This window comes from Frigidibacter sp. MR17.14 (genome assembly GCF_037095735.1).
In the GTDB taxonomy this organism is placed as follows: Bacteria; Pseudomonadota; Alphaproteobacteria; order Rhodobacterales; family Rhodobacteraceae; genus Frigidibacter.
Genome location: NZ_JBAWKD010000003.1, coordinates 109,130 through 124,102, shown reverse-complemented (window position 1 = coordinate 124,102; position 14,973 = coordinate 109,130). Strand labels below are relative to the sequence as shown.

Genomic DNA, 14,973 nt, shown 5'->3' with positions numbered 1-14,973 from the left:
AAGCAATCTAGGAGCCCGTGTATGTTCGCCATCCGTGAAGCAACTGATGCCTTCGCAAAGATCGACCGCTTGCCGAAAGATCGTGTGCCGACACTCGACAAGACGCTGCGCAACCTGACGCAGCGGACCTACTTTCCGCCTGTCGAAAGGGACGGGCGCACCGATCACTTCGCCCTTGAGACCATCTGTGCCCTTCGGCTGGTCCATAAGGCCGCAGCGTTCGGGCTTGATCGGGCGAAGCTGGAAATCGCTGCCCAGTTTCTTCAACAGCCCCAGACAGGCCAAGGCCGTCGGGTCAAGATTCCCGGCGGCTGGAAAGTCCTGCGCCCGATTGATGAAGCCATTGAGCGGGCGAAGGCGGGTGAAGCGTTTAATCTCGTTATCGAACTGCGGCGCGATGGCACGACCCGAACGCGGATGGACTGGGCAGCCGACGAGTCGATGATCGACGCGAAGGCCAAGGCGGAAGCTGAAGTTATTCTGGCGGACTCGGGACTGGCGCAGCCGATGGACGCCGCCTTTGTCATCCCGGCTTCGCGTCTCATTGCGGAGTTGCTGGAAGAGCTGAGCGACTGACATGGCTTTCCCCTTCGGCCAGACGCTGACCCGCATCTTCACCCGGCCCGCGAAGGCCAGGGCTGTCCGCCGCTTCGACGGCGCGGCGGGCGGGCGGCGCGGCTGGGGCATGGGCACGTTCGGCAGGATCAACAGTGAGGTTGCCGGGGCGGGGGCGAGCGTTCGGACCCGCGCGCGGTATCTGGCGAACAACAATCCTTGGCTTTCGCAGGCCGTGGTCAACTGGGCAGGGGCCTTGATCGGCGCGGGCATCGTTCCGACCCCAAAGCATTCCGATGCCACCATCCGCAAGGCCCAATCCGATCTGTGGGGGCGCTGGACGGAAGAGGCGGACGCGGATGGCCGAACCGACGCCTACGGCCAGCAAGCCGACGTGGCGCGGGGCCTTGTGATTGACGGCGAAGCCTTCCTTCAGGTCATCGAAACCGAAGACGGCCCCAAGGTTCGTCTGATCCCGCCGGAGCTGGTGGACGAGTCGATGACCCGTGAGTTGAGCGACGGCGGGGTGATCGTCCAAGGCGTGGAATTCGACCAAGACGGGCAGCGGGTGGCCTACCACGTCCTGCCGTCGCGGCCCCATGACCTTTTTGCGACCCACGCGCCGCCCGTCCGTATTCCGGCGGACCAGATTCTTCACGTCTTCAAACCGCTTGCCGCCGGGCAGGTCCGGGGCGTGTCTTGGCTGGCCCCGGTCATCCTGCCCGCGTCCGAATTCGACCAGCTCTGCGATGCCCTGCTCATGGGCGTCAAGATTGCCGCGATGCACGCGGGCTTCCTGATCGACCAGAACGGTACGGCGGGCGAGCCTTACACGGGCGAAGAGGCGGGCGGCATTCTGGAAACCGGCCTTGAACCGGGCACCCTGAAGCGCCTGCCGACCGGCGTTGACATAAAATTCAACTCCCCCGGCCAGACCCAAGAGGTTGCCGCCTTTCTGCGCCTTAACCTGCAACAGCTCGCCGCCGGGCTTGGCCTGCCCGAACACCTTCTGTCGGGTGACTTGACCGGGGCCAACTATTCCAGCCTGCGGGCGGGGCTTCTGCCCTTCCGTCAACGGGTGGAGCAAATCCAATACGGAATTCTGGTGCCCCAGCTCTTGCGCCCGATCTGGCGGCGCGTGGTGACGTGGGGCGTCCTCTCGGGAGAGCTTGCAGCCCCGGATTTCGAGGCGAGCCCGCGCGATTATCTGGCCTGCGAATGGCTGCCCCCGGCCTTTACGCAGGTTGACCCTGCCAAGCAGGTTCAGGCCGACGTGGCAGAAATGAACGCCGGGTTGACCAGCCGCCGCAAGCTGGTGGCGGCGCGCGGCTGGGCGCTGGAAGACCTCGACGCCGAGATTGCCGCTGACACGTTCAAACCGAAAGGGGGCAGCAATGCCGCTCGATGACCTGATGATCCGTCGGGCCAGCTTCACGCCCGACTCATTCAATGCAGATGCGATGACCGTTGAAGCCGTGGTTAGCACCTTCGCGAGCGTCACCCGCCGGGACTCCAGGGGGCCTTACACCGAACGGCTGGACCCCGCCGCACTGGATCTGTCCGGCCTTAACGGCTCGCCCGTGTTGGACGGGCACCGCCAAGGCTCTGCGCGCGACGTGATTGGCGTGATTATCGCGCATCGCATGGAAGGCGGAAGCCTTGTGGCCACCATCCGCCTGTCCAGCGCAACCGACGCCGCCTCGATCATCACCCGGATTCAGGAAGGCACCTTGAAGGGCGTTTCCATCGGCTACCGCGTCACCCGCTGGGCCGACTCCTTCGATCCCGCGACCAAGGCCCGCGTTCGGACGGCGGCGGCTTGGGCAATTTCCGAAGTCTCTGCCGTTCCGATCCCTGCCGATCCCGGCGCAACCTTCAGGAGCGATCCCATGCCCAAGGATAACCAAGACGATCCCCGCGCCGCGCTAATCCAGCGTGTCGCCGCCGCCCACAACTTGCCCGAAGAGTGGCAGGCCCGCATGGCTGCGGCGGAAGACGAATTGACCGACGACGAAATCCGCGAAGACGGTCGGGCGGCTGCTGCTGAAGCTCTTCAGGCCCGCGCCCGGCAGACCCCCCGCATCCGCACCGTGGCCACCCAAGATGACCCGGCCACCGCCATGCAGCGTCGCGCCGATGCCCTCTATGCCCGCGTATCGGGCACGGCACCCAAGCCGGAAGCTGCCCCCTACATGGGGGACACGCTGCGCGATCACGCCCGCGCCGCAGTGGAGGCCACGGGCGTCTCGACGCGGGGGATGGATGCAGACCAGCTTTTCCGGGCGGCGATGCACACTACCAGCGACTTCCCGAACCTGCTGACGGGCACGGGCAACCGGACCCTGATGGCCGGGTATCAGACAGCGCAAAGCCCGATCAAGACCACTTTGGCCCGGCAGGCCACCGCGCCCGACTTCCGCGCCCTGTCCACGCTGAAGCTGTCGGACGTGGGGTTGCTCGAAAAGGTCAGCGAGTCGGGCGAGATCAAGTCCAACACGCGTGGCGAGGCCAAGGAGTCCTATTCGCTAGACACTTACGCCACCCAATTCGCTATCAGCCGCAAGGCCCTCATTAATGACGATCTGGGGGCCTTCCGCGACTGGGGCGCGACGGCGGGCCGCATGGCGGCGGAAACCGAAGCCAACTTGCTGCTGACCAAGCTCTTGTCCAATCCGGTCATGGGCGAAGACGGGCTGGCCCTCTTCCACGCCACCCACGGCAACCTTGCCACCGGGGCTGCCTTGGACGTTGCGGCGCTGGACGCGGCCCGCAGGGCCATGCGCGGCATGAAGGGGCTGGACGGCGTGACCCCGATCAACGCGACCCCGCGCTTCCTTGTTGTGGGGCCGGAGCTGGAAACCACGGCGGAACAGGTCTTGGCTTCGATCTATGCCGCCACCGTGGCAGACGTGAACGCCTTCAGCGGCAAGCTGACCTTGCTGGTGGAACCGCGCATCACCGACGAGTCCTTCTACCTCTTCGCGGACCCCGCCGTTCTACCCGTGCTGGAATACGCTTACCTGTCCTCCGCCCAAGGGCCGCAGATGGCATCCCGCGAAGGCTGGGATGTGCTGGGCATGGAATTCCGCGTGGTCTTAGACTTCGGCTGCGGGGCCGTGGATTGGCGCGGTGCTTACCTGAATCCGGGGGCCTGATATGGCCCTCACGCTGGTAGAGCTGACCGCCGCCCGTGACATGCTCTTCAGGGCAAGAGCGGGCGGCGTCATGACCTTCCGCGACCAGAACGGCGAGCTTGTGACCTACAAGAGCGATGCCGAGATGGCGCGGGCGCTGGCGGCGCTTGATGCGGAAATCGCGGCGGCGTCCAAGCGCCCCGCTTCCACCATCCTCTTCAGAACTTTGAAAGGACTCTGACCGTGAAAAATTATGTACAGAAGGGCGAGAACCTGACCATTGCCGCGCCCTACAACGTCGCCAGCGGCGGCGGGGCAATGTCGGGCCTGATCTTCGGCGTTGCCGCTGGTGACGCCCTGTCCGGGGCCGACGTGGACCTTGTGACCGTCGGCGTCTTCGATCTGCCCAAGGTCTCGACCGACGTGTTTGCCGTCGGGGCTGCCGTCTATTGGGACGATACCGCCAAGCTGCTGACCAGCACCACCAGCGGCAACACCAAGATCGGTGTGGCCGTCGCGGGGGCGGGCAACCCGTCGGGCACCGTCACCGTGCGTCTGAACGGGGTGTTCTGAGCCAATGACTAAGGCCGTCGCCACACCTCACGGCGCCCTTCCGCCGCCCACGCGGCGGGGGCTGAATCGTAAAGAGGCGGCGGATCTTATTGGGGTCAGCCCCAGTACTTTTGACCGTCTGGTGGCGGAGGGGCGTATGCCCGGCCCCAAGCGCATCTATGGTCGCAATGTCTGGGACGTTCGAGCGGTGGACCGCGCCTTTGAAGCTTTGCCGGGTGGCGAAGACCCGGCCCAACATGACCATGACGACGGCGGCTGGGATGAGGTGCTGAGATGATGCGTAAGCCACCCAAGTATTGCCAAGGCTTTCTTGACCGGCACGGAAGCCCCCGCTGGTATTTCCGCCGCCCCGGCTTTGACCGCGTGGCGTTGCCGGGCCTGCCGTGGAGTCCCGAATTCATGGCTGCCTATGAGGCCGCAGCGAAGGGCGAGCCGAACAACCTTGGGGCAGGGGCCGCGAAGACCGTTCCCGGCACCGTGGCGGCTCTAGTGGCGAGCTACTACCGCTCTTCGGAATACCGGAACCTGAAGCCCATCACGCAACGCACCTATCGCAGCACCATCGAACCGTTCCGGGAACAGCATGGCGAAAAGATCGTGGCCAAGCTGAAGCGGGAACACGTCAAGGCGATCATCGCCAACCTGGCAGAGCGCCCGGCAGTGGCGAACAATTGGCTGAAGACCATCAAGATTCTGATGCGCCATGCCATTGACGCGGGAATGCGCCCCGACGATCCGAGCCTTGGCATCAGGAAGCTGCGGACAGGCTCTTCCGGCTACCAGTCTTGGGATGAAGAGCATATCGAAGCCTTCTATGCCCGCCACCCGACGGGCAGCCGGGCGCGGCTCGCACTCGACCTGTTGCTCTATACGGGCCAGCGGCGTTCGGACGTGGTGCGCATGGGTCGTCAGCAACTCAGGGACGGCGTTTTGCGGCTTCGCCAGTCCAAGACAGGGACAGAGCTGGAAATCCCCCTGCACCCGGTCCTGCGGGCGTCTCTGGACGCCCTGCCGGTCAAGAACATGACGTTCCTGTTGACCGAGTATGGGAAGCCCTTCGCCGTGGCCGGTTTCGGCAACTGGTTTCGTGACCGCGTGACGGAAGCGGGCCTGCCGCTGGGGCTGGCCGCGCATGGGCTGCGCAAGTCCGCCTGCCGCCGACTGGCCGAAGCGGGATGCAGCGGGCCGCAAATCATGGCCATTTCAGGCCACCGTAATCTGAAGGAAGTGCAGACCTACATCGACTCGGCGGACAGACTGAAGCTGGCCCGGCAGGCAGTCCAAAAACAGCTCGACGCGGACGAAGACAGAACGGAAATTGTCAAACCCGCAAGAGAGGTTTGACAAAATGAAGCTTAACCACTTGAAAACAAACGTCACCGGCGGGGAAGTGGTAGGCCCGGAGGGACTCGAACCCCCAACCAAGGCGTTATGAGCGCCCTGCTCTAACCATTGAGCTACAGGCCCGGCCGTCCGGATGGTTAGGATGTTCCGGCCGCGCGATCAAGTCGCGGATGGGCCGCGCAAATGCGAAACGCCCCGGCGCGGAGTGCGCCGGGGCGTTTGCAGGGATGGATCGGGCGATCAGTTGCTCGCCGGGGCCATGCCGTCTTCCTGGGTTTCGTTGGTCACCGCAGGAACCGGGTCGGCCTTCAGCGCCTCGGGCATAGAGGCGGTCATCGCGGTGTAGCCCGACTGGGCCGCAGCGGCGATCTGGGCCGACGGCACCAGCACCTCGAGGCTGTTCTCGCTGATGCGGGCGACCGATTCCGCGGTCATCTGCACCTGACGGCCGTCTTCCATCGCAAAGACGACATACTTCAGGCTGTCGTCCGGCTCGAGCGCGGCATCGACCACGGTGCCGACCTGCACGCCGTCCGAGCCATAGACCGGCCAGCCGGCCATCGCACCCGAACCCGCGCGGACGGCAGCGCCGGTGACTGCGGTCGGGGCGCCGGTGGTGGCGTCGACCTTCATCTCGGTCTGGGTCTGCTGCTTTTCGGCCTTGGCCGGGGCCACGTTTTCCTGCGCGAAGGCGGCGCCGCCGAGGGTCAGCGACAGAGCGGTGGCGACGAGGGCGGTTTTCTTGAAGCCGTTCATTTCGGTTTCCTTTCGCTTCGTTGCGTCGTATGTCCAGACAACACCAGCGCGCCGGAATGCGTTCCCCGCGGCTGTACCTTTCCGTTCACTTTAATTTGGGCGCATGGCGGGAACCTGCCCAACACCGCCCGCACGTTGCGGCGCGGCGCGACTTCGGCTATCGGGTCCCCGACGGCCGCGCGCATGGGGCGCGGATGGCACGACAGACCAGCGGGGACCGGGCGATGAGCGGCGGCAAGAACGGGCTGACCTATGCGGCAGCGGGCGTGGACATCGACGCAGGCAACGCGCTGGTCGAACGGATCAAACCGGCGGCGAAACGCACCAACCGCTCGGGCACCGTCTCGGGTCTTGGCGGGTTCGGCGCGCTCTTCGATCTCAAGGCCGCAGGCTACAACGACCCGATCCTTGTGGCCGCGACCGACGGCGTCGGTACCAAGCTGCGGATCGCCATCGACACCGGGCGGGTCGACACGATCGGCATCGACCTTGTCGCGATGTGCGTGAACGACCTCGTCTGCCAGGGGGCCGAGCCGCTGCTGTTCCTCGACTATTTCGCGACCGGCAAGCTGGACGTGGACCAGGCGACCAAGATCATCGAGGGCATCGCCCTGGGCTGCGAACAGTCGGGATGCGCGCTGGTGGGCGGCGAGACCGCCGAGATGCCGGGCATGTATCACGGCGGCGACTTCGACCTTGCCGGCTTCGCGGTCGGCGCGATGGAGCGCGGCACCGCGCTGCCCGAGGGCGTGACCGAGGGGGACGTGTTGATCGGGCTCGGCTCGAACGGGGTGCATTCGAACGGCTATTCGCTGGTGCGCAAGGTGGTCGAGCTGGCCGGCCTCGGCTGGGACGCGCCCTCGCCGTTCAGCGAGGGTGCACTGGGCGATGCGCTGCTGGCGCCGACCCGGCTTTACGTCAAGCAATGCCTCGCCGCGATCCGCGCGGGCGGCGTGCATGGCCTCGCGCATATCACCGGCGGCGGCCTGACCGAGAACCTGCCGCGGGTCCTGCCCGAAGGGTTGGGGGCCAGCATCGACCTGACCGCCTGGCAGCTGCCGCCGGTCTTCCGCTGGCTGGCCGAGACGGCCGGGATGGAAGAGGCGGAACTGCTGAAGACCTTCAACTCGGGCATCGGCATGATCGCCGTGGTCGCCGCCGACCGCGCGGACGCCCTCAAGGCGCTGTTCGCGGACGCCGGCGAGCAGGTCTTCACGCTGGGCACCGTCACCGCCGGCTCGGGCGTGCGCTACACGGGCCGGATCCTCTGACCGTGACCGCCCCTATGAAGCGCGTCGCGATCCTGATCTCGGGGAGCGGTTCGAACATGGTGAAGCTGGTCGAGAGCATGACCGGCGATCACCCGGGCCGCGCCGTGCTGGTCGCCTCGAACGATCCCGAAGCCTCGGGGCTGGCGAAGGCGGCGGCGATGGGCGTGCCCACGGCCGCGGTCAGCCACCGGCCCTTCGGTCGCGACCGCGCCGCCTTCGAGGCAGCGCTGCTGGAGCCGATCCTTGCGGCCAAGCCCGACATCCTGTGCCTTGCGGGCTTCATGCGGATCCTGACGCCCGACTTTACGCGGCACTTCGAAGGGCGGATGCTGAACATCCACCCCTCGCTCCTGCCGAAATATCCGGGGCTGCACACCCATGCCCGCGCGCTTGAGGCCGGCGATGCCGAGGCCGGCTGCACCGTGCACGAGGTGACCGCCGAACTCGACGCCGGGCCAATCCTCGGGCAGGCGCGGGTGCCGGTGCTGATGGGAGACACCGCCGACACGCTGGCCGCAAGGGTGCTTGTGGAAGAGCATCTGCTCTATCCGGCGGTGCTGCGCCGCTATGCTGCGGGCGACCGGACGCCGGTGCTGGCCTAACCCGGATCCTCGACATCGAAGCGGGCGACCTGCGCGCCCGCGAAGGTGAAGACATGGCCCACGGTCTTGTCCTTCAGGCCAGAAGCGCGGCGATCGGCTGCCCGTCCAGATCGCGGATTTCCTGCACGACCTCTGCCACCACCACGTCGTCCCCACGCGTGGTGAACCCGACCGGCGTCACCGTCGGGCGCACCATCGCCTATTGCCGCGTCCAATACGCGCGCACCGCCGGTTGTCCGGCCTCGTGTCCGCCCTCCATCGCATTGGCCCAAAGCACATCGGGTGCCAGTTCGCGCATCACCGCGTCGATGTCACGGGCGTTGAAGGCGGCGTAGATCCGGCGCAGCAGCGCGATCCTGTCTTCCATGAGGTTCATCGTGTGTGGGGCTCCTGCGCAGGGCGATTCCGGCTGGCATCAAATTACATATGCCCATATATAAATCTTCGACAAGGGCAGAAGCAGGGGGATCGATGCAGGTTCTGACCACACCGGGGCATCTGATCAGCCTCGCGGCGCGGGCTTTCGCGCGGCTCAGCGAGGCGCGGCTGAAGCCGCTCGGCTTCGGCGTCGGGCATCTGCCGGTGCTGGTGGCGCTGGCCGAGGGGCGGGCGCAGACCCAGCGCGACCTTGCGCGCTTCGCAAGGGTGGAACAGCCGCCGATGGCGCAGATGCTGGCGCGGATGGAGCGCGACGGGCTAATCACCCGCGCCCCCGATCCCGCCGACGGGCGCAGCAGCACCGTCAGCCTGACCGAGGCTGCAAGGGCGCGGCTGCCCGAGGCCATCGAAACCCAGCTGAACGGCAACCGCGAGGTGCTGGCAGAGTTCACCCCCGCCGAGGCGGCGCAGCTGGTTGCGCTGCTGGAAAAGCTGATCGCCGGGCTGGACCGCGTGAACAGGGCAGGGTGAAAGGGACGGCCTGTGCTGGCCTGCGCCTGTCAGGCCGCCTTGGCGTCAAAGGCGGCGCGGGCGGCCTCGACCTGCGGGAACATCTCCTTGGTCCAGACATAGAGCGCGCGGAACGGCGGCAGCAGCGTCTGGCCAAGCTCGCTCATCGCGTATTCGACCGCCACGGGCGACGAGGCGATCACCCGCCGCTCGATCAGCCCGTTGCGTTCCAGCTTGCGCAGCGTCTGGGTCAGCGATTTCTGCGACACGCCCTCGAGCCGCCGCTTCACTTCATTGAAGCGCTGGGGCCCGGCGTCGAGCACGCTCAGGATCATCATCGACCACTTGTCCGCGATCTGGTCGAACAGCAGCCGGCAGGGGCAGTCGACCGAGAAATGCTCGACCTCGCAGCGTCCGGAAAGATCCTTCATGGGGTTACCTCGGGGTGACCTGGTGCGGTTTCGGTGCCTCATTGACACCAGGTCTCCAAAATATACCTCTTAGGCCCAAAGGCAATCCTCCCCAACGAAAGAGGCCCCTCCCATGCTGGATACGTTCCACGATCTTTCCGCCAGCGAAGTGCTGTTCCGCCCCCTGACCCTGAAGGGCGTGACGCTGAAGAACCGCATCGTCATGGCGCCGATGACCCGTGGTTTCGCCGAGAACGGCCTGCCGGGCGCGGCGCAGACCGAATACTACCGCCGCCGCGCGGCCGGTGGCGTCGGCCTGATCCTGTCCGAGGGCACGGTGATCGACCGCCCGGCCTCGCGCAACATGCCGGGCATTCCCTTCTTCCATGGCGCAGCACTTGACGGCTGGAAACAGGTCATCGACGCCGTCCATGCCGCCGGCGGCCGAATGGGTCCGCAGATCTGGCACACCGGCTCGACCCGCGCCGGCGCCTGGGAACCGGGCGAGGTCGAAAGCCCCTCGGGTCTCGTCGGGCCCGGCGATCCGCGCGGCCGCGCGATGAGCGATGAAGACATCGCCGACACGATCGCGGCCTTCGCCAAATCGGCCAAGGCGGCGAAAGAGCTGGGCTTCGACGTGGTCGAGCTGCACGGGGCCCACGGCTACCTGATCGACCAGTTCTTCTGGGACGGCACCAACCTGCGCGACGACCGCTGGGGCGGGGCGACCATCGCCGAGCGTTCGCGCTTCGCGGCCGATATCGTGAAGGCGGTGCGCGCGGCGCTGGGGCCCGACTATCCGCTGATCCTGCGCGTCAGCCAGTGGAAGCAGCAGGACTATGCCGCGCGGCTGGCGCACACCCCCGACGAGATGACCGCCTGGCTCGCGCCGCTGGTCGAGGCCGGGGTCGACGTGATCCACGCCTCGCAGCGCCGCTTCTGGGTGCCCGAGTTCCCCGAGCTTGACGGCGAGGCCGGGCTGAACTTCGCGGGCTGGGTCAAGAAGCTGACCGGCGCGACGACGATCTCGGTCGGCTCGGTCGGGCTCGACAGCGATTTCGGCGGCGCCTTCAAGGGCGAGAATTCGGGCGCGGGCAAGCTCGACAACCTGCTCGAGCGGATGGCGCGCGACGAGTTCGACCTGATCGCCGTCGGACGGGCGCTGATCTCGGACGCAGACTGGGTGGCGAAGGTCAAGGCCGGCGCCGCGGTCGAGGGCTTCGACGCGGCCGACCTCAAGGTCCTGGCCTGAACAGTCAGCGCCTCCGCGGGCCTCAGGGCCGGGCGGGGGCGCTCCACAGCACGAATTCGCCGTCGCGGGTTTCGGTCAGGTCGGGCCTGAGGGCGCGGATCTGCGCCATGTCGTGTTCCAGGCAGATGCCGCGCAGGACGGTGCCGGGCGGGGTGTCCTGCACGTAGTCGGCCAGATCGCCCGGGTCGCGGAAGATGCCGACCGGCTGGCCGGCGCTGCCGAAGAAGCCCACGGCACCGGTGATCAGCACCTCGCGCGCCCGGCTGGACGTCTGGCAGGCCAGCAGCCTGTCTTCGGGCGCGGCGGTGGCCGCGAAAAGGGTCAGCGCCTGTTCGGCGGCAAGCCGGCGGCGATCGCTGTGACCGACCTCTGCGCTGGGTAGGCCGGGTGCAAGCAGCCCGATCGTGGCGGCCGCCGCAAAGGCGCGCCCTTCAAACCGCAGCAGACGGAACAGGCTCAGCGCCAGTGCCACCGCCACGAAGGGCGAGACGCTGAGCAGGTAGCGCGCATAGGTCTCGCCCCGCGCGAAGGTCAGGGCCAGGAAGAAGCACAGCCCCCAGATCCAGATCATCCGGGCGCCGACGCTGCGCAGCCAGAAGGGCAGCGCGGCCAGCGCCGCCAGCCCCGGCAGCCAGAGCAATGCGCTGTCATGGATCACCCATGTCGGCCAGTCGACATCGCCGGCCGCGGCCTCGACCTCGGGGGCGAAGCGGCCGACCATCTCGTCCATCACCAGCAGGCGGAAGGCGTCAAACCCGTGGACGCCCACCTGCAGGATCGGCCAGATCAGCGTCGCGGGCACGAGGCAGATCAGCGCGGCCGAGAACGTCGCGCGCGCCCTGGGACGCAGCAGCGGCAGGTCGGGTGTGTTGCCGACGCGGCGGTCGACGGCGGCGGCAACCAGCCCCGCCAGCGCCAGCAGTCCCGCCACCGGCGCCTTCTGCAGCGCCCCCAGCAGCACGCAAAGCACCACCAGCCAGATCCGGGCCGGCCGGTGCAGTGCCGACAGGAAGGCGGTCGCCGTCGCCACCAGCCAGAAGCCGGTGCCCGCGTCCAGCATCGCTTCGGTGGAATAGCGCCAGAACCCGCGCGAGCCGCACAGCATCACCATGGCCGCCACCCCGACCAGCCAGCAGCGCCGCGCCGGCAGCAGGTCGCGCGCCATCCGCGCCGCCAGCAGCCCGGTCAGCCCCAGCATCCCCAGCCCGTAGAGCAGCGGCATCGCCCGCAGCGCCACTTCGCGGTCCAGTCCCGCGGCCAGCAGAGCGGCCCCGGCCCAGTACTGCAGCGGCGGCTTGCGGAAGCTGGGCTCGTGGTTGGTCCAGACCGTGGTCCAGTCGCCGGTGCTCAGCATGCTGTAGGTGCGGTCCAGCGTCAGGTATTCGTCGCGGCTCTGGAAGGTGCCGCCGCCAAGGTTCGGCAGGATCCGGATCACGAACAGCGCGACAAGCAGCAGCCCCACGATCCACAGCCCGCGGCGCAGGGCCCGGCCGGGCGGCGGGACGCTCTGCGCGGTGCCGCTCTGGGGGATAGGGGCCGGCGCGGAGGGGGATCGGGTCAACGGGGCAGTCCTGTCGCTGGAAGCCGCGGGGCGGGGGCACGCGCGCCTGCAGTCCCGGCGACGTCGCCCGAGGCTTAGCCGCTCGGTCCGGGCCGCGCAACCGCGGCCGCGCTGCGACCGGTGCCCGACCGGAACGTCACGCTCCGTGCGCCGTCGGGACGGGAAATGGCGCGTTTTGCTTCCCTTCGGTCAATTCCGCTCCTAAGAGGGATGGATATCCTGCGGGATGACCCCGCACCTGACAGCGAAAGCCCGGATGCAAACGATCACCACGACCGAGGACCTCGCCCGGTTCTGCGAGGCCGCGAAGGCCGAAGCCTACGTCACCGTCGATACCGAGTTCCTGCGCGAGCGGACCTATTGGTCGAAGCTCTGCCTGATCCAGCTGGCGCTGCCCGGAAAGTCGGGCGAGGCGGTGCTGGTCGACCCGATCGCGGGCGGCGACAGGCTCTCGCTCGAACCGCTCTACGACCTCTTCCGCCACGAGGGCACCGTGAAGGTGTTCCACGCGGCCCGCCAGGATCTCGAGATCTTCTGGGTCGAGGGCAAGGTCTTCCCGGTGCCGCTCTTCGACACCCAGGTCGCGGCCATGGTCTGCGGCTTCGGCGAACAGGTCGGCTACGAGACGCTGGTGCGCAAGATCGCGCGCGAGAACCTCGACAAGACCTCGCGCTTCACCGACTGGTCGCGCCGGCCGCTGACCGATGCGCAGAAGACCTATGCCATCGCCGACGTGACCCACCTGCGGGTGATCTACGAATTCCTGTCGAAGGAAATCCGCAAGACCGGCCGGACCACTTGGGTCGAGGAAGAGCTGGGTACCCTGCTGAACCCGGCAACCTATGAAACCGACCCGGCCACCGCCTGGGAGAAGGTGAAGACCCGCACCACCTCGGGGCGGTTCCTCGGCATCGTGCGGGAACTGGCCCGCTTCCGCGAGAGCTACGCCCAGGCGAAGAACATCCCGCGCAGCCGGGTCTACAAGGATGACGCGCTGCTCGAGCTGGCATCGACCAAGCCCGCCACTCTCGAGGATCTGGGCCGCTCGCGGCTGCTCTTGCGCGAGGCGCGCCGGGGTGACATCGCCGATGGCATCCTTGCCGCGGTGAAGGCCGGGCAGGAGTGTCCGCAGGCGGATCTGCCGAAGGTGCCGGAAAACCGCGAGCAGCTGCAGGTGAACGGCGCGCTGGCGGACCTGCTGCGGGTGCTTCTGAAGGCCAAGGCCGAAGAGACCGGCGTCGCGCCGAAGCTGATCGCCACCGCGTCCGAGCTTGACGCCATCGCCGCCGGCGAGCGCGCCGGCCCGGCGATGACCGGCTGGCGGGCCGAGGTCTTCGGTGATGACGCGCTCAGGCTCTGCCGCGGCGAGGTCGCGCTGTCGGCGATCGGCGGCGCGGTCCGGGTGCTTTCCATCTGATGCACTTCCGGGGCCGGTCGCGGCCCCGGTTGCCCGGCACCGGTGCTGGCGTGCGGATCAGCGCGCGCTGGTCATCCGGTTGGTCTGGCCGATCACCACGACCTGGCGGACGCGCTCCAGATCCTTGCCGCTGATGAAGGCCCCGGCGGTGACCTCGCGCGATTGCGGGGTCGAGACGCGGCGGGCCTCCGTCGGCGGCGCCACGACGAAGCGGTAGGTCAGCACCCCGTCGGCGCCCAGCGGCTCGGCCACGAGGTCCACGTTCCAGTAACCTTGAGTCGCCGGCAGGCCGGTGGCCGAGACGATGGCCCCGGCGGGCGAGGCGAGCAGCACCTCGAGCTTCGTGACCTGCTGCACCAGCGGGCGTCCGTCGACGGGCGCGGCCGGCGCGGTGGTCACGGCCTCGCTGCGGCTGCCGCCGAACCAGTTCATCGGGTTCAGCCGGCTGCCGCAGCCGGTGAGGAGGCCGGCGCAGGCGACGGCAATGGTCAGGGTCCTGAAGGTGGTCATCGGCTCTCCTCGGGCTTTGGCCCATTGGGTAGCCGATCCGCAACCGCTTGAAAAGGGAACCCATGACCGAGACAGGCCCCAGGCGGGCTGGACGCAGCCGCGCCCGGGCGCTAGTCGGGGGCAAGACCGCCTGCAGGAGAGATGCGATGGCCAGCCCCGCCTTCGAAGAGATCGCCGAGACCTTCGACTTCCTCGACGACTGGGAAGACCGCTATCGCCACGTGATCGAACTGGGCAAGGCGATGCCCGCGCTCGACGAGGCGCTGCGGGTGCCCGCGACCAAGGTCGAGGGCTGCGCGAGCCAGGTCTGGCTGGTGCCGCGCCTCACCGGCGAGGGCCCCGCCGCGCGGTTCGATTTCGAGGGCGAGAGCGACGCGATGATCGTGCGCGGCCTGATCGCGGTGCTGCATGCCCTTTACGCGGGCCTCAGCGCGCAGGACGTGCTGAAGGTGGACGCCACGGCGGAGCTGTCGCGCCTCGGCCTCGACCGACATCTCTCGGCCCAGCGTTCGAACGGCGTGCGGGCGATGGTCGAGCGGATCCGCCTCCTCGCCGCCAACGCCTGAAAGGCGAAAGAGGCTCTGCCCCGCCACTGAGCGACGTCTCGAACTGTTCGAGCCAATAGGAAGCCCTGCCTGCTTTCGCATTGGCTCAAGTATCCCGGGGGGAGGGCCACAGGCCCCGGGGGGCAGCGCCCCCC

The 14,973-nt window shown here is 67.8% G+C and carries 19 protein-coding genes and 1 tRNA gene; 13 read left to right on the top strand and 7 right to left on the bottom strand.

Annotation, left to right across the window (positions count from 1 at the left end; genetic code table 11):
* Positions 1–21: 21 nt before the first annotated feature.
* From V8J36_RS09215 to V8J36_RS09185, 7 genes are all read left to right on the top strand, one after another.
* Entirely contained in the window at positions 22–576 is a 555-nt protein-coding gene (locus V8J36_RS09215; protein ID WP_336466999.1) for a hypothetical protein, read from the top strand.
* A 1-nt stretch (position 577) separates the two neighbouring features.
* Positions 578–1,963 (top strand): phage portal protein, encoded by a 1,386-nt coding sequence (locus tag V8J36_RS09210; RefSeq protein ID WP_336466998.1) that lies wholly within the window; start codon positions 578–580, stop codon positions 1,961–1,963.
* Positions 1,950–3,710 (top strand): prohead protease/major capsid protein fusion protein, encoded by a 1,761-nt coding sequence (locus V8J36_RS09205; protein WP_336466997.1) that lies wholly within the window; start codon positions 1,950–1,952, stop codon positions 3,708–3,710. Before V8J36_RS09210 ends, V8J36_RS09205 begins: the two co-directional genes overlap by 14 nt.
* Position 3,711: 1 nt before the next feature.
* Positions 3,712–3,930, top strand: a complete 219-nt coding sequence (locus V8J36_RS09200; protein ID WP_336466996.1) for a phage head-tail joining protein — start codon at positions 3,712–3,714, stop codon at positions 3,928–3,930.
* Positions 3,931–3,932: 2 nt separating this feature from the next.
* Positions 3,933–4,262, top strand: coding sequence for a DUF2190 family protein (locus V8J36_RS09195; RefSeq protein WP_336466995.1), 330 nt, complete (start codon positions 3,933–3,935; stop codon positions 4,260–4,262).
* Between the two features lie 136 nt (positions 4,263–4,398).
* Complete coding sequence (locus V8J36_RS09190; RefSeq protein ID WP_336466994.1) at positions 4,399–4,539, top strand: hypothetical protein; 141 nt, start codon at positions 4,399–4,401, stop codon at positions 4,537–4,539.
* On the top strand, positions 4,536–5,606 hold the full coding sequence (locus V8J36_RS09185) for a tyrosine-type recombinase/integrase (RefSeq protein WP_336466993.1): 1,071 nt from the start codon (positions 4,536–4,538) through the stop codon (positions 5,604–5,606). The genes V8J36_RS09190 and V8J36_RS09185 overlap by 4 nt, the downstream gene beginning before the upstream one ends.
* Positions 5,607–5,653: 47 nt before the next feature.
* Here V8J36_RS09185 and V8J36_RS09180 read toward each other — a convergent pair.
* Both V8J36_RS09180 and V8J36_RS09175 read right to left on the bottom strand, forming a co-directional pair.
* A tRNA-Ile gene (locus tag V8J36_RS09180) sits at positions 5,654–5,729 on the bottom strand.
* 117 nt (positions 5,730–5,846) lie between these two features.
* A complete protein-coding gene (locus V8J36_RS09175; RefSeq protein ID WP_336466992.1) occupies positions 5,847–6,362 on the bottom strand; it encodes a hypothetical protein in 516 nt (171 codons plus the stop codon).
* A 224-nt stretch (positions 6,363–6,586) separates the two neighbouring features.
* Between V8J36_RS09175 and purM the strand changes: the two genes are divergently transcribed.
* Complete coding sequence (purM, locus tag V8J36_RS09170) at positions 6,587–7,633, top strand: phosphoribosylformylglycinamidine cyclo-ligase (RefSeq protein WP_336467548.1); 1,047 nt, start codon at positions 6,587–6,589, stop codon at positions 7,631–7,633.
* Between the two features lie 14 nt (positions 7,634–7,647).
* A complete protein-coding gene (gene purN, locus V8J36_RS09165) occupies positions 7,648–8,235 on the top strand; it encodes a phosphoribosylglycinamide formyltransferase (RefSeq protein WP_336467547.1) in 588 nt (195 codons plus the stop codon).
* A gap of 73 nt (positions 8,236–8,308) precedes the next feature.
* Here the strand turns inward: purN and V8J36_RS09160 are convergent, their stop codons facing one another.
* Positions 8,309–8,431 (bottom strand): hypothetical protein, encoded by a 123-nt coding sequence (locus V8J36_RS09160; protein ID WP_336466991.1) that lies wholly within the window; start codon positions 8,429–8,431, stop codon positions 8,309–8,311.
* Positions 8,432–8,434: 3 nt separating this feature from the next.
* On the bottom strand, positions 8,435–8,611 hold the full coding sequence (locus V8J36_RS09155) for a nuclear transport factor 2 family protein (RefSeq protein WP_336466990.1): 177 nt from the start codon (positions 8,609–8,611) through the stop codon (positions 8,435–8,437).
* 95 nt (positions 8,612–8,706) lie between these two features.
* Here V8J36_RS09155 and V8J36_RS09150 point away from each other — a divergent pair, with 95 nt between their 5' ends.
* Positions 8,707–9,144, top strand: coding sequence for a MarR family winged helix-turn-helix transcriptional regulator (locus V8J36_RS09150; RefSeq protein WP_336466989.1), 438 nt, complete (start codon positions 8,707–8,709; stop codon positions 9,142–9,144).
* Positions 9,145–9,173: 29 nt separating this feature from the next.
* Here V8J36_RS09150 and V8J36_RS09145 read toward each other — a convergent pair whose 3' ends face one another.
* Entirely contained in the window at positions 9,174–9,554 is a 381-nt protein-coding gene (locus V8J36_RS09145) for a winged helix-turn-helix transcriptional regulator (protein ID WP_336466988.1), read from the bottom strand.
* A 112-nt stretch (positions 9,555–9,666) separates the two neighbouring features.
* Between V8J36_RS09145 and V8J36_RS09140 the strand changes: the two genes are divergently transcribed.
* The gene (locus tag V8J36_RS09140) at positions 9,667–10,785 is read left to right on the top strand and encodes an NADH:flavin oxidoreductase (RefSeq protein ID WP_336466987.1); all 1,119 of its coding nucleotides are present in this window, start codon (positions 9,667–9,669) and stop codon (positions 10,783–10,785) included.
* 22 nt (positions 10,786–10,807) lie between these two features.
* Here V8J36_RS09140 and V8J36_RS09135 read toward each other — a convergent pair whose 3' ends face one another.
* Positions 10,808–12,346: an ArnT family glycosyltransferase gene (locus tag V8J36_RS09135; protein WP_336466986.1), complete on the bottom strand. Its 1,539-nt coding sequence runs from the start codon at positions 12,344–12,346 to the stop codon at positions 10,808–10,810.
* A gap of 256 nt (positions 12,347–12,602) precedes the next feature.
* On the opposite strand from V8J36_RS09135, the gene rnd reads away from it, so the two are divergent.
* Positions 12,603–13,763 carry a ribonuclease D gene (rnd, locus tag V8J36_RS09130; protein WP_336466985.1) on the top strand — a complete coding sequence of 387 codons (1,161 nt, stop codon included), beginning with the start codon at positions 12,603–12,605 and terminating at the stop codon, positions 13,761–13,763.
* A gap of 57 nt (positions 13,764–13,820) precedes the next feature.
* Here rnd and V8J36_RS09125 read toward each other — a convergent pair whose 3' ends face one another.
* Entirely contained in the window at positions 13,821–14,273 is a 453-nt protein-coding gene (locus V8J36_RS09125) for a hypothetical protein (RefSeq protein WP_336466984.1), read from the bottom strand.
* 146 nt (positions 14,274–14,419) lie between these two features.
* On the opposite strand from V8J36_RS09125, the gene V8J36_RS09120 reads away from it, so the two are divergent.
* The gene (locus V8J36_RS09120; protein WP_336466983.1) at positions 14,420–14,839 is read left to right on the top strand and encodes a SufE family protein; all 420 of its coding nucleotides are present in this window, start codon (positions 14,420–14,422) and stop codon (positions 14,837–14,839) included.
* Positions 14,840–14,973: the final 134 nt, after the last annotated feature.

Bases quoted from the DNA above. Each gene is read 5' to 3' on its own strand.
- V8J36_RS09215 (WP_336466999.1), top strand. From the start codon at position 22: ATGTTCGCCATCCGTGAAGCAACTGATGCCTTCGCAAAGATCGACCGC.
- V8J36_RS09210 (WP_336466998.1), top strand. From the start codon at position 578: ATGGCTTTCCCCTTCGGCCAGACGCTGACCCGCATCTTCACCCGGCCC.
- V8J36_RS09205 (WP_336466997.1), top strand. From the start codon at position 1,950: ATGCCGCTCGATGACCTGATGATCCGTCGGGCCAGCTTCACGCCCGAC.
- V8J36_RS09200 (WP_336466996.1), top strand. From the start codon at position 3,712: ATGGCCCTCACGCTGGTAGAGCTGACCGCCGCCCGTGACATGCTCTTC.
- V8J36_RS09190 (WP_336466994.1), top strand. From the start codon at position 4,399: ATGCCCGGCCCCAAGCGCATCTATGGTCGCAATGTCTGGGACGTTCGA.
- V8J36_RS09185 (WP_336466993.1), top strand. From the start codon at position 4,536: ATGATGCGTAAGCCACCCAAGTATTGCCAAGGCTTTCTTGACCGGCAC.
- V8J36_RS09175 (WP_336466992.1), bottom strand. From the start codon at position 6,362: ATGAACGGCTTCAAGAAAACCGCCCTCGTCGCCACCGCTCTGTCGCTG.
- purM (WP_336467548.1), top strand. From the start codon at position 6,587: ATGAGCGGCGGCAAGAACGGGCTGACCTATGCGGCAGCGGGCGTGGAC.
- purN (WP_336467547.1), top strand. From the start codon at position 7,648: ATGAAGCGCGTCGCGATCCTGATCTCGGGGAGCGGTTCGAACATGGTG.
- V8J36_RS09160 (WP_336466991.1), bottom strand. From the start codon at position 8,431: ATGGTGCGCCCGACGGTGACGCCGGTCGGGTTCACCACGCGTGGGGAC.
- V8J36_RS09155 (WP_336466990.1), bottom strand. From the start codon at position 8,611: ATGAACCTCATGGAAGACAGGATCGCGCTGCTGCGCCGGATCTACGCC.
- V8J36_RS09150 (WP_336466989.1), top strand. From the start codon at position 8,707: ATGCAGGTTCTGACCACACCGGGGCATCTGATCAGCCTCGCGGCGCGG.
- V8J36_RS09145 (WP_336466988.1), bottom strand. From the start codon at position 9,554: ATGAAGGATCTTTCCGGACGCTGCGAGGTCGAGCATTTCTCGGTCGAC.
- V8J36_RS09140 (WP_336466987.1), top strand. From the start codon at position 9,667: ATGCTGGATACGTTCCACGATCTTTCCGCCAGCGAAGTGCTGTTCCGC.
- rnd (WP_336466985.1), top strand. From the start codon at position 12,603: ATGCAAACGATCACCACGACCGAGGACCTCGCCCGGTTCTGCGAGGCC.
- V8J36_RS09125 (WP_336466984.1), bottom strand. From the start codon at position 14,273: ATGACCACCTTCAGGACCCTGACCATTGCCGTCGCCTGCGCCGGCCTC.
- V8J36_RS09120 (WP_336466983.1), top strand. From the start codon at position 14,420: ATGGCCAGCCCCGCCTTCGAAGAGATCGCCGAGACCTTCGACTTCCTC.